The following is a 20,545-nucleotide window of genomic DNA, read 5'->3' as shown; positions in this document are numbered from 1 at the left end:
ATTGAGCGATGTCAAATCATGTGGAGGCCTGCATGTTGCGCGCAAATCACCACGCCCGAGAGACCGATGCCCTGCTGCCGTCAGCGTCCCGCCGGCTCTCGTTCGCCGCGCCGCAAGTCCGCGAAAAATATCTGATCGCCGCGCTCTCCGTCCTCACGCTGGTGGCGCTCCTCGCGCCCGCGCTGCCCGCCTCCGCATGGCACACACCGCATTTCGTCGACACCCGCACGTGGCTGGGTCTGCACAACGCCGGCGATGTGCTGAGCAATCTTGCCTTCCTGGCAATGGGCGTCTGGGGCCTAGTGCGCCTGCGAGCCCGCAATGATGCGCCCGTGGGTGCACGCTTCCTCTTTGTGGGACTGATCCTCACCTGCATAGGATCGAGCATCTATCATCTCGAGCCCGACGCGCCGCAGCGGCTCGTCGCCGATCGTCTCGGCATGGCGGTGGCCTTCGCCGGCTTTCTGGGCATCGCCGCCGGCGAGCGCGTCAGCGTGCGTGCCGGTCAGGCGGTGGTGGTGCTGGTGACGGTTGCAGGCCTGCTCGCAGCCTGGGTCGCACGCGAAAACCTCACGCCATGGGTGGTCGTGCAGTTCGGTGGCATGGCACTCGCTGTAGGACTGGCGTTGACCCCGCCTCGGCCCGGCGCACTTGGCGTGCCGTTCGGCGGCGTGATCTTCTTTTACGCGCTGGCCAAGCTTTTCGAACTGGGTGACGTGACCATATTTGAAGCGACAGGCCACATTGTCTCGGGCCACACCCTCAAGCATCTGGCCGCCGCGCTGGCGGCCTGGCCGGTGATCCGGGCGTTGCGGCCTGTTGCTACTGGCCCCGCCCCGTCCCCTCGTTGAGCAGACACGCCACCTGATGCCTATCACCAGCGTTCACCAGCGCCGGCCGCTCCGTCTTGCACCGCTCGATCGCAAACCGGCAGCGGGTGTGAAACGCGCAGCCGGAGGGCGGATTGACCGGGCTCGGCACGTCGCCGTCGACCAGCGGCGCGAGCTTCTTGGCAAACGGGTTCGCAACCGGCACTGACGCGAGCAGCGCCTGCGTGTAGGGATGGCGCGGATTGCGGAACAACTCGTCCTTGTCGGCGATCTCGACGATGCGGCCGAGATACATCACGGCGACGCGGTGGCTGATATGGGCGACCACGGCGAGGTCATGCGCGATGAAGAGGTAGGAGAAGCCGTGCTGCTTCTGCAGGTCGATCAGGAGATTGATCACCTGCGCCTGGATCGAGACGTCGAGCGCGGAGACCGGTTCGTCGCAGACGATCAAACGCGGCCCGAGCGCCAGCGCGCGCGCGATGCAGATGCGCTGGCGCTGGCCACCGGAAAATTGATGCGGGAAGTTGCGCATCTGATCGGGCCGCAGGCCGACCTGCTCGAACAGTTTTGCGGTACGCGCTTCCAGCTCCTTGCCGCTTGCGAGCCCATGCACGGCGAGCGGCTCGCCGACGATGTCGCCGGCGGTCATGCGCGGATTGAGCGAAGCGAACGGGTCCTGGAACACGATCTGCATCGAGCGGCGATGCGGCCGCAGCGCGGTCTTGGAGAGACGGGTGATGTCTTCTCCATCAAGGCGGATCTGACCCGAAGTCGGCTCGACCAGCCGCAGCACGCTGCGCGCCACCGTCGACTTGCCGCAGCCGGACTCGCCGACAAGGCCGAGCGTCTCGCCGGTATGAACCGAGAACGAGACGCCGTCGACCGCATGCACGGTGCCGACCTGCCGCCGCAACACGCCGGCGCGCACCGCGTAGTGCTTCTTGAGATCGGTGACTTCGAGCAGCGCCTCGGTCATGCCACCTCCGCCACTTCGGCTGCGCGCCAGCACGCGGCGAGATGGCCGCCGCCCCAGTCCGCCAGCGGCGGATATTCGGCCTCGCAGCGCTTGATCGCGAGCTTGCAGCGTGGTGCGAAGGCGCAGCCTTTCGGCAACCGCACCAGCGACGGCACCGTGCCGGGAATTTCGTTCAGCCGAGCCTGCGCCGGCATGCCGGACGCCGGCACCGCCGGGATCGAGGCCATCAGCCCGCGCGTATAGGGATGCTTTGGCGCCGCGAACAGCGCCTCCACCGTTGCCTCCTCCACCTTCTTCCCCGCATACATCACGATCACCCGCTGCGCGGTCTGCGCGACGACGCCGAGATCATGCGTGATCAGCACGAGGCCGGTGCCGAGCTCCTTCTGGAGGTCGAGGATCAGCGCCAGGATCTGTGCCTGGATGGTGACGTCGAGCGCAGTGGTCGGCTCGTCCGCGATCAGCAGCGCCGGCCTGCAGGCGAGCGCCATCGCGATCATCGCGCGCTGGCGCATGCCGCCGGAGAGCTGATGCGGATATTCCCGCGCGCGCCGCGCCGGTTCGGGAATGCGTACCAGCCGCAGCATCTCGACCGCGATGTCGCGCGCCTCTCTGGCCGGCATCGCCCGGTGCAGCCGCACCGCCTCGACGATCTGGTCGCCGATCCGCATCACCGGATTGAGCGAGGTCATCGGCTCCTGGAAGATCATGGAGATGCGATTACCCCTGACGGCGCGCATCTCGGCTTCATCCAGCGCCAGCAGCTCGGTGCCTTCGAGCGTGACCGACCCGCCGACGATGCGGCCGGGCGGATCGGGCACCAGCCGCATCAAGGACAGCGCGGTGACGCTCTTGCCGCAGCCGGATTCGCCCACGATCGCCAGCGTCTCGCCGCGCCTCACGGTGAAGGAGACATCGTCGACGGCTTTGAACAGACCGGAATTGGTGAAGAACACCGTCTTCAGGTTCTTCACATCGAGCACGAGATCGGATTTGTCTGCCATCAGCCGCGCTGCCGGGGATCGAGGATGTCGCGCAGGGCGTCGCCGAACAGATTGGCGCCGAACACGGCGAGGCTGATCGCGATGCCGGGGAAGATCACCAGCCACGGTGCGGTGCGGACATATTCGGCCGCGGATTCCGACAGCATGCGGCCCCACGACGGATAGGGCTCGGGAATGCCGAGGCCGAGGAAGGACAGGGAAGCCTCGGTGAGGATGGTCGAGCCGAGCTGCGCGGTCGCGAGCACGATCAGCGGCGCCAGCGTGTTCGGCAGCACGTGGCGCAGCGCGATCCGCACCTCGCTCATACCGATCGACTTGGCGGCTTCGACAAAGGGCAGTTCGCGCAGCGCCAGCGTGTTGGCGCGAATGACGCGCGACACCGTCGGGATCAGCGGAATGGCGATGGCGATGATGACGTTCGGCAGGGACGGACCGAGCGCGGCGGTCATGATCAACGCCAGGACCAGCAGTGGAAGCGCCTGAAGAATGTCGGAGACGCGCTGGAATACGAGATCGACCCAGCCGGAGAGATAGCCGGAAGTCAGCCCGACGATGACCCCGATGGTGCCGCCGAGTGCCGTCGAGCCGATGCCGACCGCGAGCGAAATGCGCGCGCCGTGGATGATGCGGCTGAACACGTCTCGGCCGAAGGAATCCGTGCCCATCCAGTGCGTCGCGCTCGGCCGTGCCAGCGCACGGGCGGCGTCGATGGTCAGCGGATCGTAACGCGCGATGAAATCGGCGAAGATCGCCGTGAGCACGAACAGCGTCATGATGATCAGCCCGGCAGCGCCCAGCACGTGCCGCTGCGCCAAATACAGCACGCGTCGCCAACCGCCGGTCGCATGCGCGCCGGCGCGTCTCAGTTCAACGTCATAGTCGATTGCAGCCAAGCTGATCTCCTAATCCGTATACCGGATACGCGGGTCGAACACCGCGTAGAGCATGTCGACGATGAAATTCGCGCTCACCACCACGACCGCAATCAGCATCACGAGGTTCTGCACGATCGGGTAGTCGCGCCAGCGGATCGCCTCGACCAGGAAGCGCGCGACGCCGGGGATGTTGAACACGGTCTCGGTGACGATCAGGCCGCCGATCAGGAATGCCGCCTCGATGCCGATCACGGTGATGACCGGCAGGATCGCGTTCTTGAGCGCGTGATGATAGTTCACCGCGGCATCGGACGCGCCCTTGGCGCGGGCGGTGCGAATATAGTCCTGCCGCAGTACCTCGAGCATCGAGGATCGCGTGATGCGCATGGTCAGCGCCGCGCTGCGGAAGCCGACGGCGGCGGCCGGCACGGCGTAGGTCGCGAACGCTTCGAGCCAGGTCTTCGGATTCGGATTGAAGATCGGCATCTGGTTGAACATCGCCACCGACGCGGTGAGGATCAGCAGGCCGAGCCAGAACGAGGGCAGCGACAAGCCGCTGAGGCTGACGACGCGCAACGCGTAGTCGAGCCGCGTGCCCTGCTTCACCGCGCTGATGACACCGAGCGGAATGCCGATCGATGCCGAGAACAGCAGCGCCAGCCCGGCGAGCCGCGCGGTGATCGGGATCCGCGGCAGGATCTCCTGAAGCGCGGGCTTCTCCGAAACATAGGAGTAGCCGAAATCGCCGCGCAGAAAGCCGCTGATCCAGTGCCAGTACTGCACCACCAGCGGCTGGTCGATGCCGAGCTCCTTCTCCAGATTGGCCTTGTCGGCGGGATCGACGTAGCCGGCCGCGGCAAACAGGATGTCGACGATGTTGCCGGGCACGATGCGCAGCAGGAAGAAGATGACGACCGAGATCCCGAACAGGGTCACGAGCATCAGGAACAGGCGCCGCACCAGATAGGCAAACATGCATCGCCTCCTGTCGAAACCGTCAGCCGCCTGCGCTACTTGTCCATCCAGACGTCCTCGTAGCGATACCCATTATAGGAGCTGTTCGACATCACCGTTACGCCCTTGACATAGGGCTGCCAGCAGGAGCCGGTGCGCGCGTGGAAGATGATCGGGCGGGCGACGTCCTCCTGCAGCTTCTTGTCGATGTCCCACACCATCTTCTTGCGCTTGTTGACGTCCGTCTCCTGCGACTGCACGTCGAACAGCTTCTCGATCTCTTTGTTGCAGTAATTGGTGTAGTTGCGCTCGGAGCCGCAGGAATAGTTCTCGTAGAACGACTGGTCAGGATCGTCGACGGCGTTTCCGGTCAGGTTGAGCCCGAGCATGTAGTCCTTGCGTGCGATCTTCGGGAACCAGTTCGCGGTCTCGACCACGTCGAGCTCGCCGTCGATATAAATGCTCTTGAGCTGGTCGATCAGGATCACCGCGGGATCGCGGTAGACTGGGATATTGCGGGTCGAGACCTTGACGGCGAGATGCTTGTCCGGCCCGTAGCCGGCCTTCTGCATCAGCTTCCTGGCTTCCTCGCGGTTGGCGTTCACGTCGGGGCCATAGCCGGGAATGCTCTCGAGCATCTCCTTGGGCATGCCCCACAGCCCGTTCGGCGGCGGCAGCATGGTGCCGCCGACATCGCCCTGGCCCTCGAACATGATCGAGATGAACGCCTTGCGGTCGAGCGCCAGCGCCATGGCGCGGCGGATGTCGATGTTGTCGAACGGCGGCGCGGAGGAATTGACGATGATGTTGGTGGCGACATTGTTGGGCTCGACCACGCAGACCGCGTTCGGCGCCTGCGATTTGACGTCCTTCAACAGCGGAATGCTCACTTCGGTCGGGAACGCCATGTCGAACTTGCCGGCGACGAAGGCGAGGATCGCGGTCGAACGGTTCGGGATGATGGTGAACTCGATGCCGTCGAGATAGGGCCGCCCCTCGCGCCAATAGTCGGGATTGCGGGTCAGCTTGATCGATTCATTGGCCTTGAACTCGACGAATTTGAACGGGCCGGTGCCGATCGGGTGCGTGCGCATGTCGCCGGGCGAGACGTGACAGGGATAGACCGGCGTGTAACCCGAGGCGAGCAGGGCCAGCAGCGACGGCTGCGGCCGCTTCAAGTTGAAGGAAACTTCGAGGTCGCCCTTGGTGGAGACGTCGTTGACCTGTTCGTACCAGGTCTTGCGCGGATTCTGCCGGAACTTCTGCTGCGACTTGCCCATCAGCATGTCGAAGGTGCATTTGACGTCCGCGGAGGTGAAGGGCTTGCCGTCATGCCATTTCACGCCCGGGCGCAGCTTGAAGGTCAGCGTCTTGTTGTCGTTGACCCAGGCCCAGCTCTCGGCGAGTTCCGGAACGATGTTGTCCATCCTGTTCTGCGCCTCGTCCTGCTTGTAGATGACGAGGTTGTTGAACACAGGCATGAAGGGAACATTGAGCGAATAGGTCGCGCCCTCATGGATCGAAGCATTGCCGGGGCTGTCGCGGTGGTACATCCGCAGGATTCCGCCCTGCTTGGGCCCGCCGGCGAGCGCGGTCGTCGAGGCCGTCAGCACAGATAGCGCCGCCACTGCGGCGAGCGCCCACACGCTCCGCATCTCATCCTCCCTGGACATTCGTCTTTTGGGCCTTTGCGGCCTGTTTGTCAGACGATAGCGACGCGCGTGCAGCGAGGCAACCGGCAAGGCCGCTCGCCGCCTCGACAATTCGGATGACGGAAGGCCGCAGGCGTTCACACTCTCTTCATGTGAGAGTGCAGGTGCGAAGGGATGGTCCCTGCGCGCGCAGGTGCCTCAACAAACTCCGCTGTCGTCCCGGACAAGCGAAGCGCAGATCCGGGATCCATAACCACAGGAAGTCGTTTGATGAAGACTCGGAGTTGCCTGTTCGCGTGACGGCTTCCGCCGGTGGTTATGGGTCCTGGGTTCGCGAGTTCGTCGCGCCCCGGGACGACAGTGGGGCTCACACGATCCGAGACGTCTTGTTCCCCCAATAGCGGTCCCGCAGCAGCCGCTTGTACAGCTTGCCCGTCGGCAGCCGCGGCAGTTCCTTCTCGAAATCGACCGAGCGCGGCACCTTCTGCCGCGACAGCGATTGGCCGCAGAAGACGATCAGTTCCTCGGCGAGCGCCTCGCCCGGCACGACGCCGGGCATTGGCTGCACCACCGCCTTCACCTCTTCGCCGAGATCGGGATTGGGCACGCCGAACACCGCGGCATCGGCGACCTTCGGATGGGTGATGAGCAGGTTCTCGCATTCCTGCGGATAGATGTTCACCCCGCCGGAGATGATCATGAAGGTGGCGCGGTCGGTCAAATAGAGGAAACGATCTTCGTCGACATAGCCGACATCGCCGACCGTGCTCATGCTGCCGTCGGCCGAGCGCGCCTCCCTGGTCTTCTCGGGGTCGTTGAAATATTCGAACGGCGATCCCGTCTTGAACCAGACCTGGCCCGGCGTGCCGGTCGGGCACGCCTTCATGTTTTCGTCGAGGATATGGAGGTCGCCGAGCAGCACCTTGCCGACGGTGCCGCGGTGGCTAAGCCATTCCGAGCTGTTGCAGGCGGTGAAGCCGAGGCCCTCGGTCGCGCCGTAATATTCGTGGATGATCGGCCCCCACCATTTGATGATGTCGTCCTTGACCAGCGCTGGGCAGGGCGCTGCGGCGTGGATCGCGATCTCAAGCGACGACAGGTCGTAGCGGTCGCGCACCTCCTCCGGCAGCTTCAGCATGCGCGAGAACATCGTCGGCACCAGCTGGGTGTGGGTGATGCCCCATTGCTGGACGAGCTGGAGGTAACGCTCGGGATCGAACGTCTCCATGATGATCACGGTGCCGCCCATGCGGATCGTGAGGTTCACCGCGGCCTGCGGCGCTGAGTGATAGAGCGGGGCAGGCGACAGATAGACCATGCCCTCGCGGTAGTGCCAAAGCTTTGTCAGGAAATCGAACAGCGGCAGATTGTGTTTGGGCGGCTCCTCCGGCAGCGGGCGCAGGATGCCTTTCGGCCGTCCGGTCGTGCCGGATGAATAGAGCATGGCGGTGCCGAGCCATTCATCGGCGATCGGAGCCCTGGGCAGGTCGGCCGTCACCTCGGCAAGGCCGACGATGCGGTCGCTCTCGCCGGGGCCGTCGGCGACGATGCAGAGCTTGATGTCCGGACAGGCCTTGATCGCCTCGCGGGCGATATCGAGTTTCGCGACGGACGTGATCAGGATTTTCGACTGGCTGTTGACGAGGAGATAGGCGAGCTCGCCCGGCGTCAGGAATGAGTTGATGCAGGTGTAGTACAGCCCGGAGCGCTCGCCCGCGCCGCAGGCTTCGAGGTAGCGCGAATTGTTCTCCATGAAGATCGAATAATGGTCGAGCCGCTTCAAGCCGTGCCTGCGGAACAGATGCGCCAGGCGGTTGCTGCGCGCATCGAGCTCGCGATAGGTGACGGCCTCGCCGGTCGCAGCCATGATGAAGGCGGGCTGGAGCGGGCGTAGACGGGCATGCTGACCTGGATACATCAGTCCTCCGGCTTGAAATTATGCGGCGAGAAGCAGGATTTCGCGAATGTCGGCGGGGCCGTCGATCTTGCGCGGGTTGCGCGGGATCCAGTTGGTGCGCATCGCCTGTTCGGCGATGGCGTCGAAATGCTCAGGCGAGACGCGCACGTCCGATAGGCTGCGCGGCATGCCGAGCGAGCGGATGAAGGCATCGAGCACGTCGCCGGCGTTGTGGCCGGGAAAACCCATCGCGGCGGCGACGATCGTCTGACGCTCGGCGTTGTCGCGCGCATTCCAGCGCATCACCGCCGGCAGCATGATGCAGGAGGTGTAGCCGTGCGGCACGTCGAAGGCCGCACCGAGCACATAGCCGATGCCGTGGCTCGCGCCCATCGGCACGCCGGCGGCGAGCGCGCCCATCGACAGCCAGGTGCCGATCTGCGCATCCATGCGGGCGTCGAGGTCGGCAGGGTCGGCCTTCACCCGCGGCAGCGCGTCGGCGAGCATGGCCAGCCCCTTCACCGACTGCGCATCGGCATAAGGGTGCGTCTCGCGCGAGCAGATCGCCTCGACGCAATGGTCGACGGCGCGGATGCCGGTGGAGAGAAACAGCCATTCCGGCGTGTGCACGGTGATGGCGGGATCGAGGATGGTCGCGCGCGGCACCGTGAGCGGATGCCGCAGCATCTGCTTCACATGCGTGGCGCGGTCGGTGACGCCGGCGATCGCGCTGAACTCGCCGCCGGCGATCGTGGTCGGCACGCTGACCTGGCGCACGTCAGGGGCGGTCATCTCGGGCGCGACGCCCTTGTGGACGCGGATGCGCTCGATGCCCTCGACGTCGTCGATGCCGTTGGCAAGGCAGAGCTGCACCGCCTTGGCGCCGTCGGTGATCGAGCCGCCGCCCACGGTGACGATCAGGTCGGCGTTCACTTCGCGTGCGGCATTGGTGGCGGCGATCACCGCCTCGCGCGGTGTATGCGCCGGCATGGCGTCGAACAGGCCGGCGCAGCGCGCGCCGAGCGCCTGTTTGATCTTCGCGATTTCGTCGGTCTGTCGGTTCAGCGTGCCCGAGACCATCAGGAAGGCGCGGCGCGTTCCCAGCCGGTCCATCTGCGCAACGACGGCCTCGGCCGCGGGATGGCCGAACACGACCTCCTCGATCGCGCCGTAAACGACACGTCCCTGGTGCACGCCTGTCCTCCCAGGACAATTCGGCTTTGTTTTTCTGGGAGTAATCTAGCCGAGTGGACGGTGTCCGTCATGTGTGAAGACGCTGGCCACGCTCCCACCCTCCCCTGGAGGGGGTCGACTCACATTGAGCGTAGCGAGATGGGAATCGGGGTGGGGTGACGGTCTCTCCACATCGAACAATGCCCGTGTTGAGGGATCACCCCGCCCCGCTCGCGCTGCGCGCGATCGACCCTCCCCCTCCAGGGGAGGGTGGCGAGCGCCGCGTCTTAATTGCTGACCTTACGTCGACGCGCATGCGCATCAGCCGCCGCTTGCCATCATCTCGCTCGCTGTCAACCCGCCATCCGGCCAGGGCATTCTTCGAAGCATTGCGCGTGGATTGGTCTTGAAGAGTTCATCATTGCCAACCATCTTGTGGCGCCCGCGGGTAGAGGCGTACCCTGCGTTTTTCGGCGGCTCTTATGCGAGGACCTGGGATGACTGAACCGGACGGAAGCGAGCAATTTGACAAAAAGCACGATTTCGTTCAGTCGCGGCCTTATGCAATTGCCGGCATTCTCGCAGTGGCGTTCGCGCTCGCCGGTTGTGGGCAGCCCGCCTCGCAAGCGTCGGCGCCACCGCCCGCGCCGGTGACCGTCGCCCAGCCCGTCAAGCGCACCGTTACTGATTGGGACGAGTTCACCGGCCGCTTCGAGGCGGTCGAGGAGGTGCAGGTGCGCCCCCGTGTCGGCGGCTTCGTCAACTCGGTCGAGTTCCAGGACGGCGCGATCGTGCGTCAGGGTGACCTGCTCTACGTCATCGACCCGCGCCCGTTCGAGGCGGTGGCCGAGCAGGCGGACGGCCAGTTGTCCGACGCGCGTGCCAAGGTGGAGCTTGCCAAGCGCGAGCTCGACCGTGGCCTGAACCTGGTCCAGACCAGCGCGGTCTCCGAGCAGGCCGTCGACCAGCGCCGCCAGGCCCTGCAGGCGGCGCATGCCGCGGAGACGCAGGCCGCAGGTGCGCTGAAGGCCGCCCGGCTCAATATCGAGTTCACCCATGTGACCGCGCCGCTCACCGGCCGCGTCAGCCGCCATCTCGTCAGCCCCGGCAACCTCGTGCAGGGCAGCGATACCGGCACCTCGACGCTGCTCACCTCGATCGTCGCGCTCGACCCGATCTACGTCTATTTCGACATGGATGAAGCGACCTTCATCAAATACAGCAGGCTGTGGTTCGAAGGCCGCCGCCCGAGCTCGCGCGACACCGCAAACCCGGTGCAGGTGACGCTCGCCGGCGAGACCAAGCCGTCGCATGAGGGCACCATCAACTTCCTCGACAACCGCCTCGATGTCTCCACCGGCACGCTGCGCAGCCGCGCCGTGATCAAGAACACCGATCTCTCGATCCTGCCGGGCCAGTTCGGCCGTGTCCGCCTGATCGGCAGCGCGCCCTATGAGGCGCTGCTGATTCCCGATGTCGCGGTCGCGACCGACCAGTCCCGCAAGATCGTGTTTGTCGTGAAGCCGGACGACACCGTGGAGGCGCGCCCCGTGGTGCTCGGTCCGCTCGATGACGGCCTGCGCGTGATCCGCGAGGGGCTGAAGGCGGAGGACCGCGTCATCGTCAACGGCATCCAGCGCGCCCGTGTCGGCGCCAAGGTCGCTCCGCAGACGGCTCCGGCCCCGGTTGGTGGCAAGTCATGAATCTTGGCCGTCTGTCCATCAACCAGCCCATCCTGGCGATGGTGCTGTCGATCGTGCTGCTGATCGTCGGCGCGCTCGCCTACACCACGCTGCCGGTGTCCGAATATCCGCAAGTGGTGCCGCCGACCGTCGTGGTCACCACGCAGTATCCAGGCGCCTCCGCGCAGACCGTGTCCGACACCGTGGCGGCTCCGATCGAGCAGGAGATCAACGGCGTCGAGGACATGCTGTATCTCTACAGCCAGGCCACCTCGAACGGCCAGCTCACCATCACCGTCACCTTCAAGCTCGGCACCGACCTCGACAAGGCCCAGGTGCTGGTGCAGAACCGCGTCGCGATCGCCCAGCCGCGGCTTCCCGAGGAGGTCCAGCGCAACGGCGTCACCACGCGCAAGAACTCGCCCGACATCCTGATGGTCGTGTTCATGCTGTCGCCGGACGATACGTTCGACCAGCTCTACATCTCCAATTACGCGCTGCTCCAGGTCCGCGACCAGCTCCTGCGCCTCGACGGCGTCGGCGACATCCAGATCTTCGGCGCACGCGACTATTCGATGAGGTTGTGGCTCGACCCCGACCGTATCGCCAATCTCGGCCTGACCTCCACCGAGGTGATTGCCGCGATCCGCGCGCAGAACATCCAGATCGCAGGCGGCCAGGTCGCCGAGCCGCCGATCACCGATCGCGCCTTCCAGCCGAACCTCGTCTTCACCGGACGGCTGAAGGACCAGAGACAGTTCGAGGATATCCTGATCAAGGCCGGCTCGGACGGCCGAACCGTGCGCCTGCGCGATGTTGCCCGCATCGAGCTCGGTGCGCTCTCCTACTCCACCAACAGCTTCCTGTTGCGCAAATCGGCGGTCGGCATGCTGGTGACGCAGCGGCCCGGGTCGAACGCGCTGGCGACCGCGAAAAGCATCTCCGACACCATGGCCAAGCTGAAGGAGAGTTTTCCGAGGGGCCTCGACTACAATATCGGCTACAATCCGACCGAGTTCATCGCGCAGTCCGTCCATGAGCTGATCAAGACCATCTACGAGGCCATGCTGCTGGTGGTCGTCGTCGTGCTGGTGTTCCTGCAGGGCTGGCGGCCGGCGATCATCCCGATCATCGCCATTCCGGTCTCGCTGGTCGGCACCTTTGCGGTGATGGCGGCGCTTGGCTTCTCCATCAACAATCTCACGCTGTTCGGCCTCGTGCTCGCCGTCGGTATCGTCGTCGACGACGCCATCGTGGTGGTCGAGAATGTCGAGCGGCATCTCGAACATGGCCTCAGCCGGCGCGATGCGGCACTCAAAACCATGGAGGAGGTCGGCGGCGCGCTGGTCTCGATTGCGCTGGTGCTCTGCGCCGTGTTTGTGCCGACGGCATTCCTCGGCGGCATTTCCGGGCAGTTCTTCCAGCAATTCGCCGTCACCATCGCGGTTGCGACCGCGATCTCCTGCTTCTGTTCGCTGACGCTGTCGCCGGCGCTGGCCTCGCTGATCCTCACGCCGCACGAGGAGAAGCGACCGCCGGCTGCCTGGAACGTCATCGCGCGGGCGTGGGGTGCCTTCACCGGCGTCTTCAACCGCGTGTTCGACCGGCTCTCGCATGGCTATGCGGGCCTTGCCAATTTCGTGATCCGTCATTCCGTCGCGATGCTGCTGATCTACGTCGTGCTGATCGGCAGCGCCGGCTGGCTGATCGGGACCACGCCGCAGGGCTTCATCCCCGCGCAGGATCGCGGCTACGTCATCGTCTCCGTGCAATTGCCCGGCGCGGCGTCACTCGCGCGCACCACCGAGATAGTGCGCGAGATCGAGCGGATTGCGCTGGATACCCCGGGCATCATCCGTGTTGCCGTCTTCGCCGGATTCTCGGGGGCCACGCGCACGCAGCAGGGCAACGCAGCGGCGCTGTTTCCGGTGTTCGACGAGCCCGAAGCGCGGCTGAAGAAGGGGCTGACGGCGAACGCCATCACGGCCGAGCTGCGCAAGCGGCTCGCCGCGCTCCAGGGCGCGTTCATCATCGTCATTCCGCCGCCGGCCGTGCCCGGCATCGGCACCGGCGGCGGCTTCACCATCCGCATCCAGGACCGCCAAGGCCGCGGGCCCGAGCTGCTCGCCGCAGCCACCGACGAGCTTGTCGCCGCGGCGCGCAAATCGCCGTTGCTGCTCGGCCCCACGGTGTTCTCCCCGTTCACGGCCAACACACCGCAGCTCTTCGTCGACATCGACCGCACCAAGGCGCAGAAGCTCGGCGTGCCCATCGCCAGCATCAACGACACGATCCAGACCTACTTCGGATCGACCTATGTCAACGACTTCAACCTGTTCGGTCGCACCTATCACGTCACCGCGCAGGCTGACTTCCCGTTCCGGAAAGAACCAAGCGATCTCTCGCGGCTGCGAACGCGCAACGCCACCGGCGACATGGTGATGCTCGGCAGCGTGGTCGAGTTCAAGGACGTGTCCGGCCCCGACCGCGTCGCGCGCTACAATCTCTATGCGGCATCGGAGCTCCAGGGCGAGCCGGCGCCGGGCGTCAGTTCGACCACGGCGCTCAACACCATCAAGAAGCTCGCGGACGATACCTTGCCGAGCGGCTTCACCTTCGAATGGACTGACCTCTCCTACCAGCAGGTCATCGGCGGCAATGCGGGCCTGCTCGTGTTCCCGATCTGCGTGCTGTTCGTCTATCTCGTGCTCGCCGCGCAATATGGCAGCTGGACCCTGCCGTTCGCGGTGATCCTGATCGTGCCGATGTGCCTGTTGGCCGCCACCATCGGCGTGCGCATCATGGGGCAGGACGTCAACATCCTCACCCAGATCGGATTCGTCGTTCTGGTGGGGTTAGCTGCAAAGAACGCGATCCTGATCGTCGAGTTCGCACGCGACATCGAGAACGAAGGCAAGCCGCGGCTGGAGGCCGTGATCGACGCCTGCCGCCTGCGCCTGCGGCCGATCCTGATGACGTCCTTCGCCTTCATCCTCGGCGTGCTGCCGCTGGTGATATCGTCCGGCTCCGGCTCGGAGATGCGGCAGGCGGTCGGCGTCGCCGTGTTCTTCGGCATGATCGGCGTCACCCTGTTCGGCCTGCTGTTCACCCCGATCTTCTATGTGGTGGTGCGGAACCTGGCGGAAGGGCGGAACGAGGGGAAGAAGCCGGAGGTGGCTGCCTCTTAGTGCAAGTGGTGACCGCCAGCGTACCCTCAATCACGGTGTCGTCCCCGCCTAGTGCGCATTTGCGCACGGGGGCGGGGACCCATATCCACAGGAAGAGGTTTAGCGACGGCTGGCAACTGCTAGCCCGTACCAAACCTCTCCCTGTGGATATGGGTCCCGGGCTCGCGCTGCGCGCGCCCGGGGACGACAGCGGTTGTTTGGCGCGCAGAATCCCATACTAACGACCAACATGAAATGGATGGGCAGGCGCGGGGTTCTTCACTAGTATCCGCGCGATTTCAAAACAGAAAACTGCTGGGAGCCAACATATGAAATCAGCACTTTTGGCCGCTGTCGCAACGTCTGCTCTGTTGCTCGCCGCGCCGGCCTCCGCGCAAGGCGTCAAGATCGGCATTCTCAACGATCAGTCCGGCGTCTATGCCGACTACGGCGGCAAATACTCGGTCGAAGCCGCCAAGATGGCGATCGAGGATTTCGGCGGCGAAGTGCTTGGCCAGAAGATCGAGATGGTCACCGCCGATCACCAGAACAAGCCGGATCTCGCCACATCGATCGCGCGACGCTGGTACGACGTCGAGCACGTGGACATGATCACGGAGTTGACGACCTCCTCGGTCGCGCTCGCGATCCACGAGCTCTCCAAGGAAAAGAAGAAGGTCGACATCGTCGTCGGCGCCGCGACCTCGCGCCTCACCGGCGATGCCTGCCAGCCCTACGGCTTCCACTGGGCCTATGACACCCGTGCGCTTGGCGTCGGCACCGGCGGCGCGCTGACGAAAGCGGGCGGCGACACCTGGTTCTTCCTCACCGCCGACTATGCCTTCGGCTATGCGCTTGAAAAGGACACCAGCGAGATCGTCACCGCCAATGGCGGCAAGGTGCTCGGCTCGGTCCGCGTGCCGCTCAACTCGTCGGACTTCTCCTCCTTCCTGCTCCAGGCGCAGAGCTCGAAGGCGAAGATCGTCGGCCTCGCCAATGCCGGCCTCGACACCACCAACTCGATCAAGCAGGCGGCCGAGTTCGGCATCGTCTCCGGCGGCCAGAAGCTTGCCGGCCTCCTGATGACGCTCGCCGAGGTGAATGGTCTCGGCTTGCAGGCCGCGCAAGGCCTGGTACTGACCGAGGGCTATTACTGGGACCTCAACGACCGCACCCGCAAATTCGGCGAACGCTTCTTCAAGCGCACCAGCCGGATGCCGAACATGATCCAGGCCGGCACCTATTCAGCGACGCTGAGCTATCTCAAGGCGGTCAAGGCGGCCGGCACCAAGGACCCCGACGCTGTCGCCAAGAAGCTGAAGGAGCTGCCGGTCGACGACGACTTTGCGCAGGGCGGCAAGGTGCTCGAGAACGGCCGCATGGTCCACGACATGTATCTGTTCGAGGTCAAGAAGCCGTCGGAATCGAAGAAGCCGTGGGACTATTACAAGCTGCTCGCAACCGTTCCCGGCGACAAGGCGTTCTTCGCCGCCAAGGACAGCGGCTGCCCGCTGACGAAGTAGCGGGAAGAGGCGGGGTCAGCGCCACGATCTCCCTGTCGTCCCCGCGAACGCGGGGACCCATAACCCCAGGGAGAAGTGTGGCGCGAGATTCCCACGACGAGCCTTCGCGAAACTACTCCCTGTGGGTATGGGTCCCGGATCAGCGCTCCGCTTCGCTGCGCTTGTCGGGGACGACGGTGGAATTTGTGGCCGCAGCTCGTCTCCTCACACCAGCCGTAGCACCACCGCCCCCAGCGCCCCAGCCCACAGCGCAATCGCTGCGATGCCCTGGATCGCAAAGCCCGGGCCGCGCTTTGCCGCCGCCTGCGAATAGCCGATGAAGTAGACGATGCGGCCGATGATCCAGACCGCGCCGATTCCCGCTGCAATGGCGTCGCCGATATAGATCGCGAACAGCCACAGCGCCGGCAGGAAGACCGGCATCCATTCCAGCGTGTTCGCCTGGATGCGGAAGGCGCGCTCGAAATCCGGATGGCCCGACATCGCCGGCACCTTGACCCCGGTCCTGGTGCGCGCGCGCGAGACGTTGATGCAGGTGAACATGTAAAATGCGATCGCCAGCAGCGTGACGAGGGCGGTGAGATGATACATCACTGTTTCCCTGAAGAGGTCGCGCCTCAATAGCCGGTCAGCTCGAGATAGCCAACGCCGTCATGCGTGCCGGCAAAGCTGATTGGTCCTTCCCAATAGGAGAAGCCGGTCCCCATCCAGGCTTTCGGATTAAGCGGCTTGCAGGCAATCGAGAGCGATCGTGATGGGATCGCGATCTGCCATTCCACCGGCAGCTTGCGCCCCGCGATCTCGGCGGTCGCTTTAGGACTCATCTGGATATCGCCACCCGCGATCATCTGCGTGTCGCCCGCGGCGCTGATCCAGTTGCCGAACGGATACTCCTGGCCGTCCTTCTGCCGCAGTCGGTACAGCATCAGCTTGTCGCCGGATGCGAGATGGAGCGACAGCCAATCCCAGCCGGTCTGGTCGGCGTCGAGCGGCTGGCTGCTCCATTCGCGGTCCATCCAGGCCTGGCCGGAAACATCGACCGGCCTGTCGTCGATGGTGAGCGTGCCGCGCGCGCGGTAGAACGGCTGGCTGTAGTAGTAAGAGGCTTGCCCGCGCTCGGACTTGCGGCTGAAGCCGCGATCGCCTTGCAATACGACGGGACGATCGGCCTCCAGCGTCAGCGCGTAGCTGAAGTCGGTGCCCGCCGCCTTCAACAGCAGCGGCGCCAAAATGCGATCGTCGGTACGCTCGGACCCTTTCATCTCCCAATCGTCGATCCACGCCGCAAATGGCTTTGCAGTGACGCCGGCCTGTCCAATGCCGCCGCGCGCAAACACCTCGTTGAAGCGGTGGGTGTCGGCGCGCGTCACTGCCGCATGCGCCATCCAGATCTGCTGATTGGCCCAGCCCTCTCCTTGCGGCCCTGGCCGCGCCGCCTGGCGGAACAGCGTAAATTGCAGGCCGCAAGCCGCGCCGCTGCCATCGACGAGGTTCGCCGTGAGATACCACCATTCGATGCGGAACTCCGGATGCGGGCCGTGATCGGCCGGGAAGCTGAACATCTTTCCCGGCGTCACCTTCGCAAATCCATCGGCGGTCTCGCCAAGCCCGGCATAGCCTTGCGCGCTGGCGCGGCGGGCAGCCGCGAGGGCGGCGATGCCGCCGGCGAAGGCGCGCCGCGTGATTTTATCAGCGCTCATTGGCAAACACCTTGACGAGGCTCGCCGGCTGCATCCGCGCCAGTCGTATCATCGGCAGCAACGCGGCAAGCAGCGAAGCGATCAGCGCGACCGCGACCAGCTCCACCAGCTGCAGCGGAAACACGTGGAACGGCAGCCGCCAGCCGAACGCCTTCACATTGACGATCGCGATCAGGCACCACGCCACCAGCATTCCGAGCGGCACGGCCAGCAGCGCGGTAAACAGCGCAACCGACAGCGTCTTGGTCAGTTCGATCGCGGCAAGGCGCGGCCGCGTGATGCCGATCGCCCACAGCGGCGCGAGCTGCGGCAGGCGTGAATTCGCCAGCGTCAGCAGGCTGGTCAAGAGCGCGATGCCGGCCACGCCGAGCGTGAAGGCATTGAGCGCCGACGTCACCGCAAAGGTGCGGTTGAAGATGCGGATCGATTCCGCCTTCACCGTCGCCTGGTCCGCGACGCTGCGGTCGTCGAGCGCGAATTGCTTCTGCAACGCCACGATCAGGCCGGGGATATTTTCCTTCGCGACGATCAGGCCGATCCGCGTCTGCGGCGTCTGCGGGAAGTGCCGGATCAGCGCCGCGACGTTGACGGCGAGCTGCCCCTTGGGGTTGCCGTAGTCGGCATAGATGCCGGCGATGTCGAGCTCCCAGGTGCCGCCCGGCGCCGGCACCTCGATGACATCGCCGACGCGGACGTTGAGGCGGCGGCTCAGCTGCTCGCTGATGAAGGCGGCGTTGCCGGGCACGAGCTGGGTCCAGGCGCGCGGCGCGGTCTCCAGCAGCGGCCAGCGTTCGCGATAGAGCGCGTGATCGGGCAGGCCGAGCAGCTCGACCGGCTGCCCCTGAACCTGCGTCTCGGCGCGTCCGCCCGACAGGATCGCCTGCACATCGCTGCGCTCCTTCAGCCAATTCCGGATCGCCACGCCTTGCGCATTGTCGGAGGCGCTGATGTAGACGTCGGCGGCAAGCCGGCCGTTGAGCCAGCCGACGAAGGTGCGGCTGAAGGTTTCCACCATGGTGGACACCCCGACATTGACGGCCAGCGCGAGCAGCAGCGCCATCAGGGCCAGCGACAAGCCGGAGAGCTGTTGCCGGCTGTCGGCCCAGAACCACAGCGCCAGCGGCCCCTTCGCCCAGCGCTGGCCCACGAGCAGGATGATCTCGAGGAATGCCGGCAGGATCAGCGCCGCGCCCAGCATCAGCGCTCCGAGCACGCCGAATCCCGCAATCAGCGATTGCCCGTAGTGCAGGAGCAGCAGCGCGACCGCGAACACGGCGCAGGCCGCACCGCTCTGCAGGACCAGCCAGCGGCGCTGCCGCTGCTGCCAGGCGTACGGCTGTGCAGTTGCCAGCACCGGCATCCTGATTGCCTTGATCAGGCTGGTCGCGGCGGCCACGATCGCGCCGGCGATGCTGATGCCGATGCCGGCGAGCCACCATTCGGAGCGCAGTGTGAGCTGTCCCGGGATCTGCGCGCCATACAGCCCCCGCAGCGACGCCGCGACGTCGGGCAACAGCGCAGCCGCGATGAAATAGCCGCAGACCAGCCCGATCAATCCGGCGACCAGCGCCAGCGCCACCAGCTCGACCACCAGCACCGTGTTGACCAGCCGCGCCGAGGCACCGCAGGCCCGCAACGTGCGCAGCATCGGCAGCCGCTGCTCGAAGGCGAGGCCGACGGCGGAGTTGACGATGAAGAGACCGACGAAGAACGACAGCAGGCCGAAGGCGGTGAGGTTGAGATGGAAGCTGTCGGTGAGTCGCTCCAGCTCCGTCTCCGCATTCGGCTCGACCCGTTGCAACTGCTCGCCGACGATACTGGCCAGCGGCGCCGGCTTGCCCTTCGGCTTGCCGATCAAAAGCCGCGACACCTGGTCCGGCTTGTTCAGCAGGTGCTGCGCGACGCCGATGTCGACGACCAGCACGCCGGGCACGAGCTGCGGCAGCACGCGCAGCGGCGGCAGTTTTGCGCCGTTGCTGATCGGCGGTGCCGCGCCTTCCTGTTCCTGCAGATCGGTCAAGGTCTCCCGCGCCGCCAATGTCTGGCCGGGCGGCGCAACGAAACTGCTCAAATCCGAGGCGCCGAGGCGTGGCGCGTTGCCGACGTCGGCCGGCATCGTCACCGGCTCGATGCCGAGCAGCCGCACCGAACGCCCGTTGACCTGGACGCGGCCTTCCAGCACCGGCGAGACCGGCCAGCCCGCGCGGCGGAGTTTTATGAACAGCTCCTGCGAAAAGGTCGCGGCATCAGGCGCCACCAGCATCGCCGTGCGCACGCCGCCGAACGTCGCCGCCGCGCGGTCATAGGCATTGCGGGCCTGCTGGTTGATCGCCTGCACGCCGCTCCACAATGCGGTCGCCGCGATCAGCCCGATCAGGAGCGTCGCGAACTGCATCTTGTGCCGTCGCCAGTGGCTCAGCAGCACCGCGAGGACCCAGAGCGCGCGCCTCATGCGATCCGTCCCGCATGCAAGGTGACGTGGCGGTCGAGCGTGCCGGCCAGATGCAGGCTGTGCGTCACCATCAGGAAGCCGCAGCCGGTGCGCGTGACGAGGTCGCGCGTCAGCGCCAGCACGTCGTCGGCGGTATCCTCATCCAGATTGCCGGTCGGCTCGTCCGCGAGCAGCAGTGAGGGCTTTGTCGCCAGCGCCCGGCCGATCGCGACCCGCTGCTGCTGGCCGCCCGATAATTGCTCTGGATAACGCTTGAGCAGATTGCCGAGCCCGAGCCGCTCGACCAGCTCCTTTGACCATGCCGCATCATGCCGGCCGGCGATCCGCGCCTGGAAGGCGAGATTGTCCGCGACTGACAGGCTCGGGATCAGGTTGAACTGCTGAAAAACCAAGCCGATCCGGTCGCGCCGCAGCTCGGCCCGGCCCGCGTCCGAGAGCTTGGTGACCTCGGTGTCCTCTAGGCGAATTGTGCCGCTGTCGGCGGCATCGAGACCCGCGATCAGGTGCAACAGCGTGCTCTTGCCGCTGCCGGACTCGCCGGTCAGCGCGACACGCTCGCCGGCCTTGAGGTCGAGGTCGACACCGCGCAGCACATGGACCGGCTCGCCGGCCGAGGAGAAGGTCTTTGAGAGGTTTCGGATGCTCAGCAAGGTCAAT

General features: G+C 65.5%; 15 protein-coding genes. 4 read left to right on the top strand and 11 right to left on the bottom strand.

What is annotated here, in order from left to right:
* The first annotated feature begins 32 nt into the window (after positions 1–32).
* On the top strand, positions 33–851 hold the full coding sequence (locus tag AB7008_RS47540) for a hypothetical protein (protein ID WP_441261097.1): 819 nt from the start codon (positions 33–35) through the stop codon (positions 849–851).
* Here the strand turns inward: AB7008_RS47540 and AB7008_RS47535 are convergent.
* The 7 genes from AB7008_RS47535 to AB7008_RS47505 form a co-directional block, all read right to left on the bottom strand.
* Entirely contained in the window at positions 823–1,809 is a 987-nt protein-coding gene (locus AB7008_RS47535) for an ABC transporter ATP-binding protein (RefSeq protein WP_038935745.1), read from the bottom strand. The genes AB7008_RS47540 and AB7008_RS47535 overlap by 29 nt on opposite strands.
* Positions 1,806–2,813 (bottom strand): ABC transporter ATP-binding protein, encoded by a 1,008-nt coding sequence (locus AB7008_RS47530; RefSeq protein WP_028149097.1) that lies wholly within the window; start codon positions 2,811–2,813, stop codon positions 1,806–1,808. Before AB7008_RS47530 ends, AB7008_RS47535 begins: the two co-directional genes overlap by 4 nt.
* Entirely contained in the window at positions 2,813–3,706 is an 894-nt protein-coding gene (locus AB7008_RS47525) for an ABC transporter permease (RefSeq protein ID WP_041957043.1), read from the bottom strand. Before AB7008_RS47525 ends, AB7008_RS47530 begins: the two co-directional genes overlap by 1 nt.
* A 9-nt stretch (positions 3,707–3,715) precedes the next feature.
* The gene (locus AB7008_RS47520) at positions 3,716–4,663 is read right to left on the bottom strand and encodes an ABC transporter permease (RefSeq protein WP_014491190.1); all 948 of its coding nucleotides are present in this window, start codon (positions 4,661–4,663) and stop codon (positions 3,716–3,718) included.
* A gap of 35 nt (positions 4,664–4,698) precedes the next feature.
* Positions 4,699–6,297 carry an ABC transporter substrate-binding protein gene (locus tag AB7008_RS47515; RefSeq protein ID WP_441261096.1) on the bottom strand — a complete coding sequence of 533 codons (1,599 nt, stop codon included), beginning with the start codon at positions 6,295–6,297 and terminating at the stop codon, positions 4,699–4,701.
* A 364-nt stretch (positions 6,298–6,661) separates the two neighbouring features.
* Positions 6,662–8,212, bottom strand: coding sequence for an AMP-binding protein (locus AB7008_RS47510; protein ID WP_441261095.1), 1,551 nt, complete (start codon positions 8,210–8,212; stop codon positions 6,662–6,664).
* Positions 8,213–8,230: 18 nt separating this feature from the next.
* Positions 8,231–9,385 (bottom strand): iron-containing alcohol dehydrogenase, encoded by a 1,155-nt coding sequence (locus AB7008_RS47505; RefSeq protein ID WP_441261094.1) that lies wholly within the window; start codon positions 9,383–9,385, stop codon positions 8,231–8,233.
* Positions 9,386–9,861: 476 nt separating this feature from the next.
* Here AB7008_RS47505 and AB7008_RS47500 point away from each other — a divergent pair, with 476 nt between their 5' ends.
* The 3 genes from AB7008_RS47500 to AB7008_RS47490 all read left to right on the top strand — a co-directional run bounded on the left by AB7008_RS47500 (position 9,862) and on the right by AB7008_RS47490 (position 15,736).
* A complete protein-coding gene (locus AB7008_RS47500; RefSeq protein WP_441261093.1) occupies positions 9,862–11,067 on the top strand; it encodes an efflux RND transporter periplasmic adaptor subunit in 1,206 nt (401 codons plus the stop codon).
* Complete coding sequence (locus AB7008_RS47495) at positions 11,064–14,234, top strand: efflux RND transporter permease subunit (protein ID WP_441261092.1); 3,171 nt, start codon at positions 11,064–11,066, stop codon at positions 14,232–14,234. The genes AB7008_RS47500 and AB7008_RS47495 overlap by 4 nt, the downstream gene beginning before the upstream one ends.
* 308 nt (positions 14,235–14,542) lie before the next feature.
* A complete protein-coding gene (locus AB7008_RS47490) occupies positions 14,543–15,736 on the top strand; it encodes an ABC transporter substrate-binding protein (RefSeq protein ID WP_028155231.1) in 1,194 nt (397 codons plus the stop codon).
* Between the two features lie 204 nt (positions 15,737–15,940).
* Here AB7008_RS47490 and AB7008_RS47485 read toward each other — a convergent pair whose 3' ends face one another.
* From AB7008_RS47485 to AB7008_RS47470, 4 genes are read right to left on the bottom strand one after another with little or no spacing between them, the layout of a single operon-like run.
* Positions 15,941–16,327, bottom strand: a complete 387-nt coding sequence (locus AB7008_RS47485; protein ID WP_441261091.1) for an MAPEG family protein — start codon at positions 16,325–16,327, stop codon at positions 15,941–15,943.
* Positions 16,328–16,353: 26 nt separating this feature from the next.
* Entirely contained in the window at positions 16,354–17,436 is a 1,083-nt protein-coding gene (locus tag AB7008_RS47480; RefSeq protein ID WP_441261090.1) for a lipocalin-like domain-containing protein, read from the bottom strand.
* The gene (locus AB7008_RS47475; RefSeq protein WP_441261089.1) at positions 17,426–19,888 is read right to left on the bottom strand and encodes an FtsX-like permease family protein; all 2,463 of its coding nucleotides are present in this window, start codon (positions 19,886–19,888) and stop codon (positions 17,426–17,428) included. The genes AB7008_RS47480 and AB7008_RS47475 overlap by 11 nt, the downstream gene beginning before the upstream one ends.
* Positions 19,885–20,538, bottom strand: coding sequence for an ABC transporter ATP-binding protein (locus AB7008_RS47470; RefSeq protein WP_028169958.1), 654 nt, complete (start codon positions 20,536–20,538; stop codon positions 19,885–19,887). Before AB7008_RS47470 ends, AB7008_RS47475 begins: the two co-directional genes overlap by 4 nt.
* Positions 20,539–20,545 lie beyond the last annotated feature (7 nt).

Source organism: Bradyrhizobium sp. 521_C7_N1_3 (assembly GCF_052075975.1).
Classification (GTDB): Bacteria; Pseudomonadota; Alphaproteobacteria; order Rhizobiales; family Xanthobacteraceae; genus Bradyrhizobium; species Bradyrhizobium japonicum.
The sequence above is the reverse complement of the archived record's forward strand: the minus strand, read 5'-3'. Positions and strand labels throughout refer to the sequence as shown.

Coding starts and splice junctions, on each gene's coding strand:
- AB7008_RS47485 (WP_441261091.1), bottom strand. CDS start 16,327: ATGTATCATCTCACCGCCCTCGTCACGCTGCTGGCGATCGCATTTTAC.
- AB7008_RS47540 (WP_441261097.1), top strand. CDS start 33: ATGTTGCGCGCAAATCACCACGCCCGAGAGACCGATGCCCTGCTGCCG.
- AB7008_RS47500 (WP_441261093.1), top strand. CDS start 9,862: ATGACTGAACCGGACGGAAGCGAGCAATTTGACAAAAAGCACGATTTC.
- AB7008_RS47530 (WP_028149097.1), bottom strand. CDS start 2,813: ATGGCAGACAAATCCGATCTCGTGCTCGATGTGAAGAACCTGAAGACG.
- AB7008_RS47515 (WP_441261096.1), bottom strand. CDS start 6,297: ATGCGGAGCGTGTGGGCGCTCGCCGCAGTGGCGGCGCTATCTGTGCTG.
- AB7008_RS47475 (WP_441261089.1), bottom strand. CDS start 19,888: ATGAGGCGCGCGCTCTGGGTCCTCGCGGTGCTGCTGAGCCACTGGCGA.
- AB7008_RS47495 (WP_441261092.1), top strand. CDS start 11,064: ATGAATCTTGGCCGTCTGTCCATCAACCAGCCCATCCTGGCGATGGTG.
- AB7008_RS47520 (WP_014491190.1), bottom strand. CDS start 4,663: ATGTTTGCCTATCTGGTGCGGCGCCTGTTCCTGATGCTCGTGACCCTG.
- AB7008_RS47480 (WP_441261090.1), bottom strand. CDS start 17,436: ATGAGCGCTGATAAAATCACGCGGCGCGCCTTCGCCGGCGGCATCGCC.
- AB7008_RS47510 (WP_441261095.1), bottom strand. CDS start 8,212: ATGTATCCAGGTCAGCATGCCCGTCTACGCCCGCTCCAGCCCGCCTTC.
- AB7008_RS47535 (WP_038935745.1), bottom strand. CDS start 1,809: ATGACCGAGGCGCTGCTCGAAGTCACCGATCTCAAGAAGCACTACGCG.
- AB7008_RS47490 (WP_028155231.1), top strand. CDS start 14,543: ATGAAATCAGCACTTTTGGCCGCTGTCGCAACGTCTGCTCTGTTGCTC.